The organism is Streptomyces sp. NBC_00536, from assembly GCF_036346295.1.
Lineage (GTDB): Bacteria > Actinomycetota > Actinomycetes > Streptomycetales > Streptomycetaceae > Streptomyces.
The window spans coordinates 180,196-195,229 of the sequence record NZ_CP107820.1; the positions used below are offsets into that span (position 1 = coordinate 180,196).

Annotated in this window: 15 protein-coding genes; 11 read left to right on the forward strand and 4 right to left on the reverse strand. The window is 73.5% G+C overall.

Features of this window, described 5'->3' with window-relative positions; all coding sequences use genetic code 11:
* Positions 1–2: 2 nt before the first annotated feature.
* A complete protein-coding gene (locus OHS33_RS38150) occupies positions 3–1,172 on the reverse strand; it encodes a glycosyltransferase (RefSeq protein ID WP_330335507.1) in 1,170 nt (389 codons plus the stop codon).
* A gap of 81 nt (positions 1,173–1,253) precedes the next feature.
* Here OHS33_RS38150 and OHS33_RS38155 point away from each other — a divergent pair, with 81 nt between their 5' ends.
* The 6 genes from OHS33_RS38155 (at position 1,254) to OHS33_RS38180 (ending at position 10,226) form a co-directional block, all read left to right on the forward strand.
* Positions 1,254–2,984 carry a cytochrome ubiquinol oxidase subunit I gene (locus OHS33_RS38155; protein ID WP_330335508.1) on the forward strand — a complete coding sequence of 577 codons (1,731 nt, stop codon included), beginning with the start codon at positions 1,254–1,256 and terminating at the stop codon, positions 2,982–2,984.
* Positions 2,981–4,042, forward strand: a complete 1,062-nt coding sequence (locus OHS33_RS38160; RefSeq protein ID WP_330335509.1) for a cytochrome d ubiquinol oxidase subunit II — start codon at positions 2,981–2,983, stop codon at positions 4,040–4,042. The genes OHS33_RS38155 and OHS33_RS38160 overlap by 4 nt, the downstream gene beginning before the upstream one ends.
* 31 nt (positions 4,043–4,073) lie before the next feature.
* A complete protein-coding gene (gene cydD, locus OHS33_RS38165; RefSeq protein ID WP_330335510.1) occupies positions 4,074–5,765 on the forward strand; it encodes a thiol reductant ABC exporter subunit CydD in 1,692 nt (563 codons plus the stop codon).
* The gene (gene cydC / locus OHS33_RS38170; protein ID WP_330335511.1) at positions 5,762–7,702 is read left to right on the forward strand and encodes a thiol reductant ABC exporter subunit CydC; all 1,941 of its coding nucleotides are present in this window, start codon (positions 5,762–5,764) and stop codon (positions 7,700–7,702) included. The genes cydD and cydC overlap by 4 nt, the downstream gene beginning before the upstream one ends.
* Positions 7,703–7,860: 158 nt before the next feature.
* Positions 7,861–9,261: an NDP-hexose 2,3-dehydratase family protein gene (locus OHS33_RS38175; protein WP_330335512.1), complete on the forward strand. Its 1,401-nt coding sequence runs from the start codon at positions 7,861–7,863 to the stop codon at positions 9,259–9,261.
* Positions 9,258–10,226 carry a Gfo/Idh/MocA family protein gene (locus OHS33_RS38180; RefSeq protein WP_330335513.1) on the forward strand — a complete coding sequence of 323 codons (969 nt, stop codon included), beginning with the start codon at positions 9,258–9,260 and terminating at the stop codon, positions 10,224–10,226. Before OHS33_RS38175 ends, OHS33_RS38180 begins: the two co-directional genes overlap by 4 nt.
* Here OHS33_RS38180 and OHS33_RS38185 read toward each other — a convergent pair.
* A complete protein-coding gene (locus OHS33_RS38185; RefSeq protein WP_330335514.1) occupies positions 10,213–10,713 on the reverse strand; it encodes an SRPBCC family protein in 501 nt (166 codons plus the stop codon). The genes OHS33_RS38180 and OHS33_RS38185 overlap by 14 nt on opposite strands.
* A 62-nt stretch (positions 10,714–10,775) precedes the next feature.
* On the opposite strand from OHS33_RS38185, the gene OHS33_RS38190 reads away from it, so the two are divergent.
* Positions 10,776–11,363 carry a TetR/AcrR family transcriptional regulator gene (locus OHS33_RS38190; protein ID WP_330335515.1) on the forward strand — a complete coding sequence of 196 codons (588 nt, stop codon included), beginning with the start codon at positions 10,776–10,778 and terminating at the stop codon, positions 11,361–11,363.
* Between the two features lie 22 nt (positions 11,364–11,385).
* On the opposite strand, the gene OHS33_RS38195 is transcribed toward OHS33_RS38190, so the two are convergent.
* Positions 11,386–11,664 (reverse strand): hypothetical protein, encoded by a 279-nt coding sequence (locus OHS33_RS38195; RefSeq protein ID WP_330335516.1) that lies wholly within the window; start codon positions 11,662–11,664, stop codon positions 11,386–11,388.
* 118 nt (positions 11,665–11,782) lie between these two features.
* On the opposite strand from OHS33_RS38195, the gene OHS33_RS38200 reads away from it, so the two are divergent.
* Positions 11,783–12,784 carry a CU044_5270 family protein gene (locus tag OHS33_RS38200; protein ID WP_330335517.1) on the forward strand — a complete coding sequence of 334 codons (1,002 nt, stop codon included), beginning with the start codon at positions 11,783–11,785 and terminating at the stop codon, positions 12,782–12,784.
* 7 nt (positions 12,785–12,791) lie between these two features.
* On the opposite strand, the gene OHS33_RS38205 is transcribed toward OHS33_RS38200, so the two are convergent.
* Positions 12,792–13,289 (reverse strand): ATP-binding protein, encoded by a 498-nt coding sequence (locus OHS33_RS38205; RefSeq protein ID WP_330335518.1) that lies wholly within the window; start codon positions 13,287–13,289, stop codon positions 12,792–12,794.
* Between the two features lie 254 nt (positions 13,290–13,543).
* On the opposite strand from OHS33_RS38205, the gene OHS33_RS38210 reads away from it, so the two are divergent.
* The 3 genes from OHS33_RS38210 (at position 13,544) to OHS33_RS38220 (ending at position 14,964) form a co-directional block, all read left to right on the forward strand.
* Positions 13,544–14,392: a helix-turn-helix domain-containing protein gene (locus OHS33_RS38210; protein ID WP_330335519.1), complete on the forward strand. Its 849-nt coding sequence runs from the start codon at positions 13,544–13,546 to the stop codon at positions 14,390–14,392.
* 11 nt (positions 14,393–14,403) lie between these two features.
* The gene (locus OHS33_RS38215) at positions 14,404–14,601 is read left to right on the forward strand and encodes a hypothetical protein (protein WP_330335520.1); all 198 of its coding nucleotides are present in this window, start codon (positions 14,404–14,406) and stop codon (positions 14,599–14,601) included.
* A 114-nt stretch (positions 14,602–14,715) separates the two neighbouring features.
* A complete protein-coding gene (locus tag OHS33_RS38220) occupies positions 14,716–14,964 on the forward strand; it encodes a hypothetical protein (RefSeq protein WP_330335521.1) in 249 nt (82 codons plus the stop codon).
* The last annotated feature ends 70 nt before the right edge of the window (positions 14,965–15,034 follow it).

The window sequence follows — 15,034 nt, forward strand, 5'->3', positions numbered from 1 at the left end:
GGTCAGGCCAGGTCGGGGAGGCGGGCCGCGATGTCTTCCGGGGAGGGCATCGCGGCGATCTCGGCGGCGATCTTGCGGGCCGCGTCGCGGTAGCCGGGGTCGCCCAGGATCTTGCGGGCGTGTTCGGTCACCGCGTCGGCGGTCAGGTCGAAGAGGACCTCGCCCGCGCCCGCGTCCCGTACGGCCTGGCCGTTGGCGGGACCGTCCGCGCCCTGCGGCACGATCAGCTGGGGCAGGCCCGCTTCGAGGGTGGCGAGCGTGGTGCCGCTGCCGCCGTGCTGGACGACGAGCGCGGCGTGCGCCAGGACCGCGGACTGCGGCAGCCACGGCGCGACGATCACGTGCTCCGGCAGCTCGCCGAGGTCGGCGATCTGCACCCGGAAGCCCGCGGCGACCAGCACCCGCACGCCCAGCGGCGCGAGGCCGTCGATCACGGTGCGCAGGTTCTCGGCGGAGCCGAGCGCCGTGCCGAGGGTGAGGTAGACGAAGGGCTCGCCCGACTCGCCGAGGCCCGCGGGGAGTTCGCCGGGCTCGACGAAGGCGACGGGGCGCTGCTCGATGCGCTCCTGGACAGAGGCGACGAACGCCTTGTCCTGGAGGGACGGCGGGCAGATGTCGATGTAGGTGTTGCCGAGGGTGAGCGCCTGCCCGGCGGGCACGGTGACGCCCAGGTCGGCGGCGGTGGCGAGGATCTCCTGCTGGAGGCGCTCGGCCTCGTGGTCCTGCGAGAGCAGGCCGACGCCGTGCGCGAGGGCGGGTACGCCCGCCAGCTGGGCCGCGAATCCGGCGCCCGGGTTGAGCACTTCGTGGACGACGAGGTCGAAGCTGCGGCTCTCGAAGACCGGCGCGAGGTCGGCGGCGACCCACCGCGGCAGGACCGAGCCGAACACCTTGATGTGCAGGTTCGCGAGGACCTCCGGCGGGACGTCCTGGGCGCCCACCTCGCCGCCGTGGGCCTCAAGGAAGGCTCGACCGCCCGCTGCTTCGATGAATGCCTCGGGCACGGACCGGCCTGCCGTCACCGGCTCGAAACCAGCCTCGCTGAGGGTCTGGTGGAACTGCTCACCCGTTGCGAACGCGACCTCGTGGCCGGCGGCTCGCGCCGCCCTCGCCAAGGGAAGCAAGGGAAATATGTGCCCGAAGTTGCCCACGCTGGCAAAGAGGATTCTCATGAGGCCCAACCCTAGGGGCGCCGACCACGATTGTCTAGTGTTGCTAGGAATTCTAGCAACGAAAGAATCGAGGTGAACGGAATGGCCCCCCAGGACCTGGCGCGCCTTCAGTTCGGCCTCACGGTCGCCACTCACTACCTCCTCGTCACCCTCACCCTCGGGCTGGTCGCCCTCGTCGCCGTCACGCACACCCGCTGGGTGCGCACCGGCGACCCCGCGTTCAGACGGATGACCACCTACTGGGGCACCCTCTACGTCATCAACTACGCGGTCGGCATCGCCACCGGCCTGGCCATGGAGTTCCAGCTCAGCGCCAACTGGACCGGCCTGGAGTCCTCCGCCGCCAGCGTCTTCGGCGCGCCCCTCGCGGTGGAGACGGTGGTCTCGTTCTTCGCCGAGTCGACCTTCCTCGCGCTGTGGATCTTCGGCTTCGACCGGCTGCCGAAGTACGTCCACCTGGCGTGCATCTGGGTGGTGGCCGCCGCGGCGTACACCTCCGCGGTGTGGGCGCTGCTGGCCAACGGCTTCATGCAGAACCCGGTCGCCTACACGATGCGCGACGGGCACCTCGAACTGACCAGCTTCGGGGCGCTGTTCTCCAACGCCAACTCCTGGATCGCCATCTTCCACATCACCGGCGGCGCGCTCGCGGTCGGCGGCTTCTTCGTGCTCGGCATCAGCCTGCTGCTGCACCGGCGCGGGCGCGCGGACCGGGCGTTCGTCCGGCACTCCCTGAAGATGGGGGCGCACGCCGGGACCTGGGGCGCCTCTCTGGTCGTCCTCAGCGGGATGGTCCAGCTCGGCAACACGAAGAAGGACCAGCCGCTCAAGGGGGCGGTGCTGGACGGCAACCAGGCCGAGGTGACGCGGCAGCTCCAGGAGCTGGCGAAGAAGTTCGGCCCGCTGGAGGGGCCGCCGTCGGGGCCCGTACTGGGCGCCCTCACCCTCATGATGATGATCGGCGGGGTGCTGCTGATCCTGGGCATCTGGGCCCTCGTCTCCCTGCGCGAGCAGCGCCCGCAGACCCCTGCGGGCCGGGCATACCCCGGCCAGTGGCCCACCGGCCAGGCCCCCCGGCCGGGCCAGTGGCAGGCCGCTCCCCCGGCCCGGCCCGTCCCGACCCAGGTGCGGGGCCGCAAGGTCTACCCGGGCCAGTGGGCCCCGGGCCAGGGCCTGCACGGCCCGACCGGCCAGTACGGCCAGGGCACGGGCCAGTACGGGCAACCCCCGGCCCAGCACGGCCAGTACCCCTCGTACGGTCATCCCGGCCAGCCGGGCCCGTACGCCCAGCAGGCCCCGTACAGCCACCCCGGCCAGGGGACCGGCACGCCGGACTCGGACGCGGACGTCATGCGGTCCGCCGTGCTGCGGCGGCTGCTGCCCTTCGCGATGGTGCTGCCCTTCGTCGCGAACCTCTGCGGCTGGATCGTCCGCGAGGTCGGCCGCCAGCCGTTCGTCATCACCGGCATCCTGACCACCCGCCAGGCCATGACCCCCGGCCTCGGTACGGGCCGGCTCACCGCCTCGCTCCTCGTCCTCGTCGTCCTCGTGGTCGGTCTGCTCGGCCTGGACTGGTGGCTGCTGTCCCGGGCCGCCCTGCGCGGCCCCGGCGAGAGCGGCCTCGGCCAGGGCTCGGAGCCCGCCACCTCCGGCAGCACGGCCTCGGACTCCCTCGCCAGTGGCCTGGCCGCCCCCGCCCACGACGGGCGGCACGACCCGCGCGTGGATCCCCGTACGAACCCCCGCGCGCCGCAAGCCGGTCCGCACGCCGATCCGTACGCCGCCCCCCGGGAAGGAGTGCACCCGTCATGAGCTACCCGACCCTCGCCCTCGTGGCGTTCATCGTGCTGTTCACCGGATATCTGGTCCTCGCCGGGATCGACTACGGCGTCGGGCTGGCCCTCCCCCGCACCGGCTCCGACGCCCCCGGGCGGCGCGCCGTGCTCGGGGCGGTCGGGCCGCTGCTGCTCGGCAACGAGGCCTGGCTGCTGGTCTCCATCGGCGCCCTCGCCGGGACCCTGCCGGGGCTCCGCGGCGCGCTCGTCGACGGCGCGTACCCCTACGCGCTGATCGCCTTCGCGGGTGCGCTGGTCCTGAACGCGGGCATCCAACTGCGCGGCCGGCACCCCGGCGAGCGGGTCCGGCGCGCCTTCGACCTGCTGATCTGCGCGGCCGGCGCGGCCGCCGCCTTCGGCTGGGGCTGCTTCCTCGCCGTCACGGCCGCCGGGGTCTCCCTGGGCGGTGACGGTCATGTGCGGGGCGTCGCCGCCCCGGACCTGTTCACCCTGCTGGGCGGGCTGACCATGGTCGCGCTGCTCGGTACGCACGGCAGCGCCTTCCTGGCCGCCCGGCTGACCGGGGCCCCGGCCCGGCGGGCGGCCGCGCTCACCGGGATCGGCGCGATGCTCGCGGCGGCGCTGCTCGCGGTCACCGCCCTGACGGGCTGGGTCGGCGGGCGCAGCACCGGCGCTGTCGCCGACGCGCTGCGCCACCCGGTCCTGGCGGCGCTGGCCGTCGTACTCGCCGTCGGGGCGCTGCTCTTCGCCCGCTCCCTGGCCGGGAGCGGGCGGGCGCGGCTCGCGCCCTGGGCGACCACGGCCGCCGTGATCGCGGCGGCGGGGGCGGTCTTCGCGGGCAAGTACCCGGCCCTGCTGACCTCCACCGTGGCGGGCGTGCCCGCGCCGACGGCGGCCCAACTGGCCACCGACCAGACCGCGTTGGCGGCGGTGATCTGGACCTCCGGGCCGGTGCTGCTGATCGTGGTCGCGGCGCAGGTCTACATGTGGCTGGTGCTGTGGGCCCCGGCGCGGACCACCCCCGCTCCGGCGACACCGGCATCCGAAACGCTGGACGCACCCGCCTTCTCCTGAAGGCCCCGAGAGTCAGGACGGACAGCGACCGATGGACCTCGCCCTGGTACGGAGTTCGCCCCTGCTCCGGCGGTTCCTGGTGCACCGCGCGCTCGGCGCGGTGGCGGAAGCCGTCCTGACCCTCCTGCAGTGCGTCTTCCTGGCCTCGGTGCTCGCGGCCGCCGTCGAACGGGGCCCGGGAGCCGCACTGCACGCCGTTCCGGTCCCGCTGCTCGCGGTCGTGATCGCCGGGCGGGCCGCGCACGCCTGGTGGGACCGGGCCTCGGCGGGCGCGGCGGCCGCCCGGTACAAGGAGGAGCTGCGCGCGGAACTCACCGCGGCCGTCACCGCCGCCGCTGTCCGCGGCCGGGGCCCGCGGCCCGCCTCAGTGGTCGCCCTGCTCGGCAAGGGCATGGACGCGCTCGACGACCACCTCACCGGATCGGTGGCCCTGCTCCCACAGGCGGTGGTCCTGCCGCTCGCCGTCACCGGCACCATCTGGGCCGCGGACTGGGTCTCGGGCCTGGTCGTGCTCGTCACGCTGCCGCTGGTGCCGCTGCTGCTGGCGCTGGTCGGCATGCACACCAAGGCCCGTACCGAAGCGCAGTGGGCGGTGCTGCTGCGCCTGGGCGGGTACTTCCTCCAGGCGCTCAGCGGCCTCGCCACCCTCCGCGTGTTCGGGCAGGAGAGCCGGGCCGCCGAGAGCGTGCGCGCGCGGGCCGCCGAACACCGGCGGGCGACGGTGCGGACGCTGCGCGTGGCCTTCCTGTCCACCTTCGTCATGGACACCCTGACCAGCCTGTCGGTGGCGCTGATCGCCGTCCCGGTCGGCTTCCGGCTGCTGGACGGCGCGATGCCGCTGTCGACGGGGCTGGCCGTGCTGCTGCTGACCCCGGAGGCGTACCGGCCGCTGCGGCTGCTGGCCGCGCGGTTCCACGCGGCGCAGGAGGGACGTACGGTCCTGGCCGAGGTCCGCACCCTCCTCGAAGGCACCGCGCCCGCGCCCGCCCTCGTACGCGAACGGCCTCCTGTCGCACAGCCGTTGCCGGACCCGGCCCGCTTCCCCCTCGTACTGGACCGGCTCAGCGTCGGTCACGCGCCCGGCGCGCCCGCCCTGACCGGGCTGTCCTGGCGGTTCGAGGCCGGGCGCAGCTGCGCGGTCACCGGGCCCAGCGGAACCGGCAAGACCACCCTGCTGCGGACGATCGCCGGGCTGCTGCCGCCGCTCGCCGGGGACCTGCGGGTGGGCGGCGTATCGGTGGCCGCGCGCACGCCGCAGGACCGGGCCGCGTGGACGGACCGGATCGCGATGGTGCCGCAGCAGCCGCACCTGTTCGCCCTGTCGGTCGCGGACAACGTGCGTCTGGGGCGGGCGGAGGCGGGCGACGACGAGGTGTGGGACGCGCTGGAGGCGGCGGGCGCGGCCGACTTCGTACGCCGCCTGCCGGACGGACCGGCCACCCGGGTCGGCGAGGGCGGCGCCGGGCTGTCCGGCGGGGAGCGCCAGCGGCTCGCACTGGCCCGCGCGCTGCTGCGCCGCCCCTCGCTGCTGCTGCTGGACGAGCCGACGGCCCGGCTGGACGGCGGCACGGAGGAGCACGTACTGCGCGCCCTGGAGGCGGCGGCGGGCCGGGCCACCCTGCTGGTGGCCACCCACCGCCCGGCGGTCGTCGAACACACGGACACGGTCCTACGCCTGCACGCGCCGCGCCCCGTACCGGCACTTGAGGAGACCCACCCATGACCCCGCCCCCGGGCTCAGCCCCGCCCCCGTCGGCAGCCCCGCACCCGGCCTCCGCCCCGCCCCCTGCCCTGTCCCCCGCCTTCAGCCCCTCCCCGGCCCCGGAACTGGGCCCGGCCCAGTCATCTGCCTCCGCCCCGGTCCCGGAGCGCACCTCCGACCCCGCCCCGGCCCTGGGCCCGGTCCCGGGCAGCGGGCCGACCCCGGGCAGGGACCAGACCCCCGCCGGGAGGCTCATCGGTGCCGCGCTCGCCGCCGCGCTCGGGGAGGCCTGTGCCATCGCGCTGACCGCGAGCGCGGCCTGGCTGATCTGCCGGGCCTCCCAGCAGCCGCCGCTGGGGGCGCTGATGGTCGCGGTGGTCGCGGTCCGCGCGTTCGCCCTGGGGCGGGGGGCGCTGCGTTACGCCGAGCGGCTGTGGGGCCACGACGCGACGCTGCGGATCATGGAGCGGGTACGGGGGCGGCTGCTCACGCTGCTGGCCCCGCACGCACCGTACGGGCTGCGCGCCTTCAGCCGCGGCGAGCTGCTGAACCGGCTCGTCGCCGACGCCGACGCCGTGCAGGACGCGCTGCTGCGGGTGGCGCTGCCGATGCTCACCGCGCTGCTCGTGGGCGGCGGGGTCACGGTGTGGACCGCGCTCGTGGTGCCCGCCGCCGGGTGGGCGCTGGGCGCGGGGCTGCTGCTGGCCTGCGTGGCGCTGCCGGTGCTGGCCGCGGCCACCGGGCGCCGCTCCGCCGCCCGGCTGTCGGCGGCCCGCGCCGAACTGGCCGCGCGCACCGTGGACGTGGTCGAGGGCGCGGAGGACCTCGCCCTGTGCGGGGCGACCGCGCGGGTGGCCGCCCGTGAGCGCGCCGCCTCCCGCGCCGTGGCCCGCCGCGAACTCGCCGCCGCCCGCGCCGCGGCCGTCCTCGCCGCGACGGCGGTACTGGTCCAGCTCGGCACCACGGCCGCGGTGGCCGTCCTCGCCCTGCGCGCCGCCACCGGCCCGGTGACCGCGGCGGTCCTGACCCTGACCGCGCTGGCCACCCTCGACCTCGCCACCCCGGTCCGCACCGCCGCCGACCACCTGACCCGGCTCACCACCTCCCTGCACCGGCTGCGCGCCCTGCGCACCCTCCCGACCACCCCGACCAGGGGGCGGACGGCCACACCTACGGGCCCCCTCACCCTGGAGTTCACCGACGTCGGCGTCACCCACCCCGGTGCCGCGCGCCCCGCCCTGACCGGGATCCGCCTCGTCCTCGCACCGGGCCGTCGGGTCGCGCTCGTCGGGCCCAGCGGCTCCGGGAAGAGCACGGTCGCCGGGCTGGCCCTGGGGCTGCTGGAGCCCACCGCGGGCCGGGTCGCGCTGGGCGGCGTACCGCTCGCGGACCTCCCGGAGGGCGCGCTGCGGCCGCGGCTGGCCGCCGGACTGACCCAGTACCACCACGTGTTCGCCGGCACCGTGCGCGAGCACCTGCAGCTGGCCCGCCCCGGCGCGGCCGAGGACCGGCTGTGGGCGGCGCTGGCCCGGGCCGGGGCCGCGGACTGGGTGCGCGCGCTGCCCGGCGGCCTGGACGCCGAGGTCAGCGAGGACGCGGCCGCGTTCTCCGGCGGTGAGCGCCGCCGCCTGGGCCTGGCGGCGGCCCTGCTCGCCGATCCGGCCGTACTGGTCCTGGACGAGCCCACCGAATCGCTGGCCCCCCGGGACGCCGACGCGGTGCTCGCCGCGCTCCTCGCGCCCCGCCCGGACCGCGCGGTGCTGCTGATCAGCCACCGCACGATCGGCCTGGACGCGGTGGACGAGATCGTGGTCCTCGACGGGGGCCGGGTCGTCCAGCGCGGCACGCACGCCGAACTCCTCGCCGCGCCGGGCCACTACCGCGAGCGGCACCGCACGGAACGCGCCGCCGAGCACCAACAGCAGCCCCGCCCGCACGCGTTGGCATCCACCCCATGACCGTCCGTCACTTGAGCCCCCGTACGTCCCACCTCAAGGCCCTCTCCAGCCACAGCCGATCGCGCTCCCCCATCGTCGTGGTGCGACCGGCTGCCCCTGGGCGCGCGGGACAAGGCGTGACAACGGGACAAGGCGTGACAAGGCGAAGGAGTCCACCGATGACCATCACCCAGGCAATGCCCCCGGGCGTCGTCACGAGCCTGGGGCGGCGGTTCACCCTGTCGGCCCAGGCCCTCGACAGCTCGGTGACCCCCAACCCGGTCTTCCGCGAGTGGTTCGCCGAGCAGCGGCGCACCAACCGCTACGACGTGCGGCGCATCCCGTTCGCCGAGCTGGTCGGCTGGCACTTCGAGGACTCCACCGGGAACCTCGTGCACGACAGCGGCCGTTTCTTCTCCGTCGAGGGCCTGCGGGTGCGCACCGAATGGGGCGGCCACGGCGCCTCCTGGTCGCAGCCGATCATCAACCAGCCGGAAGTCGGCATCCTCGGCATCGTCGTCAAGGAGTTCAACGGGATCCTGCACTGCCTGATGCAGGCGAAGATGGAACCCGGCAACCTCGACACGGTGCAGCTCTCCCCCACCGTGCAGGCGACCCGCAGCAACTACACCGGGGTGCACAAGGGCGCGTCCGTGCACTACATCGACTACTTCAAGCCGCCGCGGGTCGGCTCACGGGTGCTGTTCGACTCCCTCCAGTCGGAGCAGGGCTCCTGGTTCCTGCGCAAGCGGAACCGGAACATGGTGGTCGAGGCGCTGGGCGACGTACCCGCGCACGAGGACTTCATCTGGCTGACCCTCGGCCAGATACACCAGCTGCTCTACCAGAACAACGTGATCAACATGGACGCCCGCACCGTCCTGTCCCTGATCCCCACCTTCGCGGACGAGGGCCCCTCGCTGCACACCACGGAGCACGTCCTGTCCCGGCTCACCGAGATCAAGGCGACCCGCGAACTGGTGCAGAGCAGCCTGCCGCTGCACGGCGTGGAGGGCTGGGAGCGCACCGACCACGAGATCCGGCACGCCGGCGGCCACCACTTCAGCGTGATCGCGGCCTCGGTCTCCGCCGCCAACCGCGAGGTCAAGCGCTGGACGCAGCCGCTGCTCGCCCCCGCCGAGCAGGGCCTCGCCGCCTTCGTCGTCCGCCGGATCGGCGGGGTGCCGCACCTGCTGGCGCAGGCCCGTTCCGAGGCGGGCGTCCTGGACGTCGCCGAGCTGGGCCCGACCGTGCAGTGCCAGCCGGGCCGGGCGCTGACCCTGCCCGTGGAGCGGCAGCCGCGCTACCTGGACATGGTGCTCTCCGCGCCGAAGTCCCGGCTGCTGTACGACACGGTGCAGTCCGAGGAGGGCGGCCGCTTCCACCACGCGGGCAACCGCTACGCGCTGGTGGAGGTCGGGGACGAGTTCCCCGTGGACGTACCGGAGGACTTCCTGTGGGTGACCGCGGGCCAGCTGGCCGGGCTCCTCAGGCACAGCAACTACCTGAACATCGAGGCCCGGACGCTCCTGACCAGCCTGCGGGCGGCCTGGGCGCTGGGCGGAGCGTACGCCCTGTGAGCGCGCCGAAGGCCCTGCGCGTCGGCGTACTGGGCTGCGCCGACATCGCCGAACGCCGCATGCTGCCCTCGATGCTGCGCCAGCCGCTCGTCGAGATCACCGCGATCGCCAGCCGCACCATCGACAAGGCCCGGCACTTCACCGACCGCTTCGGCGGCGCCCCGCTGGCCGGCTACGAGAAGGTCCTGGAGCGCTCCGACGTGGACGCGGTGTACATCCCGCTGCCGCCCGAGATGCACGTCGAATGGACCCTGCGGGCACTGGCGGCAGGAAAGCACGTGCTGTGCGAAAAGCCCTTCGCGACCTCGCTGCCGGACGCCGAGAAGGCGGTCGCGGCGGCCCACGAGAGCGGTCTGCTCCTCATGGAGAGCTTCATGTTCCTGCACCACGCGCAGCACGCGCGGGTGCGGCAGCTGGTGGCGGACGGCCTGATCGGCGAAGTCCAGCTCTTCACCTCGGAGTTCGGCATCCCGCTGCGCCCGGGCGGGGTGCGCGCGAGCACCCTGCCGGAGGTGGCGGCGTACCCGGTCCGCGCGGCCCAGCTGTTCCTGGGCCCGGATCTGCGGGTGGCGGGCGCGCAGGTCCGCCCGGACAGCGCGTACGGTCCCCAGCCGGCCGGGAGCGCCCTGCTGACCTCCCCCTCCGGCGCGGCCGCCCACCTGGCGTACGGCGTCGAGCACTCCTACCTCAGCGGCTACGGCCTGTGGGGCAGCGAGGGCCGCCTGCGCCTGGAACGCGCCTTCAGCACCCCGGACGACCTCACCCCGATCCTGCGCGTCGAGAAGGCGGACGGCACCACGGAGATCCCCCTCGCCCCCGACCACCACTTCACGAACATCGCGGGCGCCTTCGCCTCGGCGATCCTGCACCGCGAGGACTTCACCCCCCACTCCCAAGCGATCCTCACCCACGCCCACCTGATGGACACCATCACGGCGATGGCGGCTTCGACTACTGGGCACTGACCCGGCGTTCGAGGGCGCGGAGGAGACGTACGTACGGACTCCAGCGGGCCGGACGGGCCACCGTGCCCGTGCAGGCGAGCTCGGCGCGGTCCAGGCCGTCCTCCAAACACGCGTCGTGCATCGAGCGGAAGGCCAGGGGCCAGGTCAGGCGCGCCAGTCCGCCGGTCCTCATCGCGAGGGTGTGCCGCAGCACGGTGCGTTCCGCGTCGACGGGCAGCACCGCGAACTCGTGGAAGCCGTGGAATCCGCGCGGCCCGCTGAAGGTGAAGCGGACCCAGGTCCCGGGGACGTACGCGGTGACCGCGTAGCGGACCGGCCCGTGACCGCCGGTCGCGCCGACGGCCAAGGGGCGGTCGAACTCCAGCGCGGGCCATTTCTGCTGCGGCCAGAGCCGGTCCGCCACACCATCGGACAGGCTGTCGATGAGCGCGCCCACCTCGCTCCCTTTGGCGGCCAGCAGACGCTCGTGCACGTTGTAGACGCCCATGACGTCCTCCCCTCGCCTATTAGAGGTGACCCTCTAATAATCTGGAGGGTACTCTCTGATTCATGGCGAGACCACCCCGCTTCGACACCGACCAGATCCTCGACGCCGCCGTCCAACTGGCCGCCTCCACCGGACCGGCGGGCGTGACCATGTCCGCCGTCGCCCAGGCGATCGGCGCGCCGAGCGGGTCCATGTACCACCGCTTCCCCGGCCGTACGGCACTGCTCGCCGAGGTGTGGCTGCGTACCGTGGAGCGCTTCCAGGAGGGGTACTTCATCGCGCTCGGCAGCGCCCCCGAACCCCGCGGCGCCGCCCGCGCGGCCGCGCGGCACGTCGTCTCCTGGAGCCGCGCCCACCCACAGGAGGCCTCGCTCCTCCTCTACGGCGCCGAGCAGTTCGGCCGCGCCGACTGGTCCGCGGAACACAGGGAGCGCGCGGACCGGGGCAACGAGCACGTCTTCGACTCCCTCCACCTCCTCGCCGAAGTCCTGGGCGCGAAGGGCCCCATGGACCACGAGCGCGTCATCCTGGCCCTGATCGACCTCCCCCTGTCCCTGGTCCGCCGCCACCTCCGCGCCGGCCACCCCCTTCCCCCGCACGCGGAAGCCCTCGCCGAAGAATCCGCGGCGGCCCTGCTCACCGCCGACTGAGCCGGGCGGCTGGCCCGCCGGGTCAGCCGCCGCAGCCGATGTGCCCGGTCGACTGCTCCGGTTCCGACGGGTACTCGTAGTTCAGGCAGTCGCACCGTGTGCCGCCCTCCGACACGACAGTGCAGCGGCCCGCGCCCTGGTCGGCTCCGCTCCGATGCTGCTCGTAGCCGTGCCGGCAGTTGCGGCAGGAGCCCGTGCCCCAGCCGGAACCGTTGGACATCACGTCGACCGTGAGGCCGATCGCGAACAACGCGAGCGGCGTGACCGCGAAGGTCGCGAGTATCCAATCGTCTCCGGTCAACGGCCAGCCTCTCGTAGTCCGTCCACCCTCCCAGGGTGGCAGGTGCGCGCCGCGCGGACCGCGAGGTCCTGCTCCCGTGCGTGTGGTCCGGTCTCAGCCAGAGCGAGATGGCACAAGGGTGCGGCGGACCGGCTGGCACCGTACGCTCCCGGCTCGTGAACACCACCGAAGAGCCTCACCTCCCCCGTCCCTCCCGTCTCTTCGGGTCCAGGAGCACCTGATGCGCGAAACGGCCGGGGCCGCCCCCGGCGCCCGGACGCGGGCGTGGTCCCGCCGACCGCTGGCCTTGCTCCTGGCGGCCGGGGCCGCGACGGGTGCCGTGACCCTGGCCGTGACCCTCGGCGCGAGCGGCTCCGGCGGAGGCGGTCGCGGTCCGGTCGCCGCCCCGCCCGACCCGGCCGCCGTCCGGCTGCTGGACCGCGCGGCCATGACGGCGCAGGCGGCTGCGGCAGCGCCCGTACGCGACGGGCAGTACCTCTACACCAAGACGACCGGGTTCTCCACGTCCCTGGCGGAGACCGGGAACGGCGGAATGGAGGCGGCCCGTACCGACGAATCGGCGGAGCGCTGGGTATCCGCCGACGGATCCACCGGCACGCTCACGCGCACCGCGAGCGGCACCTCACAGGACCCCGCGCCGGGCAAGGGCAGGGCCACCATCAACAGCCCCACCCACCGCTTCCTCGAATCCCTCCCGACGGACCCCGACCGTCTGCTGGAGACGATCTACGCCGACACCCGCCTCAACCACGGCGCGGGATCCGGCTCCACCACCGGCCCCGACCAGGAGGCCTTCGTCGCGATCGGCGACCTGCTGCGGACCGTGGAGGCCCCACCCGGCGTGAGCGCCGCCCTCTACCGCGCCGCGGCCCGGATCCCCGGCGTCGTCCTGGTCCCTGGAGCGACGGACGCCGCTGGCCGCGAGGGCGTCGCGGTCGCCCGCATCCACAACGGCGAGCGCACCGAGTGGATCTTCGACAAGGCCACCACGCACCTGCTCGGCGAGCGCACCGTGCTCCTGAAGGACAGCCCCTGGGGCAAGGCCGGAACCGCGGTCACCTCGACGGCCGTCATCGCCCGCGGCATCGCAGACGAAGCGGGCCGGGCTCCGGGGCAATAACGCCAGGTCAGGCGCCCAGGTAGTCGGCCGCCCCGCGCCGGGGCAGGCTCGCCCAGGTCCGGGTCCCGCCACCGGGCTCGCGGGACTCCCCGAAGCCCCAGTCCCCGCCACACGACCGCACCACCGCTGCCATGAGCCGCAGCGCCGCCCGCCGCCGGGCCTCGCAGTGAGCGGCGATCCGGGGGTGGGTGTGGGGCGCGTGGCCGTCGTAGGTGGTCAGGTGGAGCGAGTCGTCGCGATGGCGGACGGACAGGTACAGGCTCCGCCCGGGTTCCAACTGCCAGGCGGCGGCAACCAGTTCTCCGGCGACCTGTACGACGGCGGCCTCCAGCGGATCGAGCCGGTACGCGTGCAGGACGGACCGTACGACGGACCGCGCGATCTGGGCACCGAGCGGCTCCCCGGGCACGGTGAGGCTGCAGGTGAGCGTGTCGAGCGCGGGCGGTTCGCCCCCGGCACGGACCGGCGGGGCCGGAGGACAGGCGATGAAGGGGTGGGTGGACATCGCGGGACTCCCTGAGGTCGGAGGTGACTACGGCGAGTTCGGCGCGCACGAATGGCTGACGCGGACGGAAGCGTGGCTCGTCACCGAGGCCCAAGGCCCAAGGCCCAAGGCATGCTGCGGCGATGCACTTCGACTCCCACTGCGTGAGCGGTGCGTCACCTAACGTAGCGACCACGGGCCAAATTTGGCCCTGCTTGCGGGAGAAATCATCCTCTCGTGGCCAGACCGGCTACGGACGCGCAAGACTGCACGCCATGAGCGCGAGGACCGCACCCACGGAGCGTCAGAAGAGGCTGGGGCATGAGCTACGCAGAATGCGCACGGCAGCGGGCATCTCGGCCGAGTACGCGGCCGGACTGCTGGGCGTGGACCGCGGGGCCATCTCCGCGATGGAGTCCGGAACGCGCGCCATCTCCGCAGACCGGCTACGGACGCTGGCCTGCAACTGTGCGGTGACCGACGAGGAGCACATCGCCGGGCTGACGACGCTGACCGCGTCCAGTCGCGGCTGGTGGGACCGCTATCGAGGCCAACTGCCCCAGGGCTTCCTGGACATCGCGGAGCTGGAAGCGCACAGCAGCCGCATGCGGGGCGCCTTCTCGGTGCACATGCCCGGCCTCCTCCAGACATCCGACCACGCACTCGCCGTGTTCCGGATGGTCATCCCGGCCCTGCCGGAGCACGAGGTGGCGCTGCGTCTGGCATTTCGCGCCGAACGCCAACAGGTCCTGGCCGGCACGGGCGCCCGGGAATTCGTCGCCATCGTGCACGAAGCCGCCCTGCGCATGCAGTTCGGCGGGCGTGCGGTACTCCGCGCCCAGCTGGAGCACCTGCTTGAGCGCTCGCAGCAGGACAATGTGACCGTGCTCGTCCTACCGTTCGAAGCGGGCGGATTTCCCGGAGCAGGCCAGACCGTGCTCTACGCGGAGGGCCCGACCGCACAGCTGGACACCGTGCAGGTCGACAACGCCCACGGACCCGACTTCCTCTACGCCGATGCGCAACTCGGCAAGTACCGAGCCCACTTCGACCTCATGGAAGAACTCGCCCTGTCTCCCGATGACTCGCGGGCATTCATCCAGACCATCGCAAACCAGCTGTGAGAGGGGACAACGTGCCTGCCGTGACCTGGGAAGAGCCGTTCTGCGGCGAGGGAAACTCCTGCTACCGGATCGGGGTGGACGGGGACGGCAACAGCTACATCGCCGTCGCGGGCGCAGAGGCCTCGTACCTCACCGACACGACGGACGCCCTCCGCCAGCTGATCCGGGACATCAAGGCGGGAAAGGCCGACCACCTCCTGACCGACTGATTTGTCAAGCCCCGAAAATCAGGGGCATGACCACGTGCGCTTACTCGGGCTTAATCGATACATGGGATCAGATCACCCAGACAGAAAGCATTTCTCGCCGGAGGTGAATTTGCCATGACCCACAAATCCCGAATACAGCGCTTCGCCATTCTTACCGCCTCGACCGCCCTGGCCGCAGCGGGCGCACTGCTCCCCACCACCGCATTCGCCGCGCCATCAGCGGCGCACACCAGCACCACGACCGCGATGGCGCCCAGCCACGACCATCACGATTACTGCTACAACTGGTATTGGTACTGGAACTGGGACTATTGCTACGACCACCACCACGGCCATCACCACCACCACGACCACGACCGCTAAGCCAGCCAGATCAAAAAGGTCCGGGCCGGACGGTAAATCCATCCGGCCCGGACCGCCAAAGCGCGCAAGA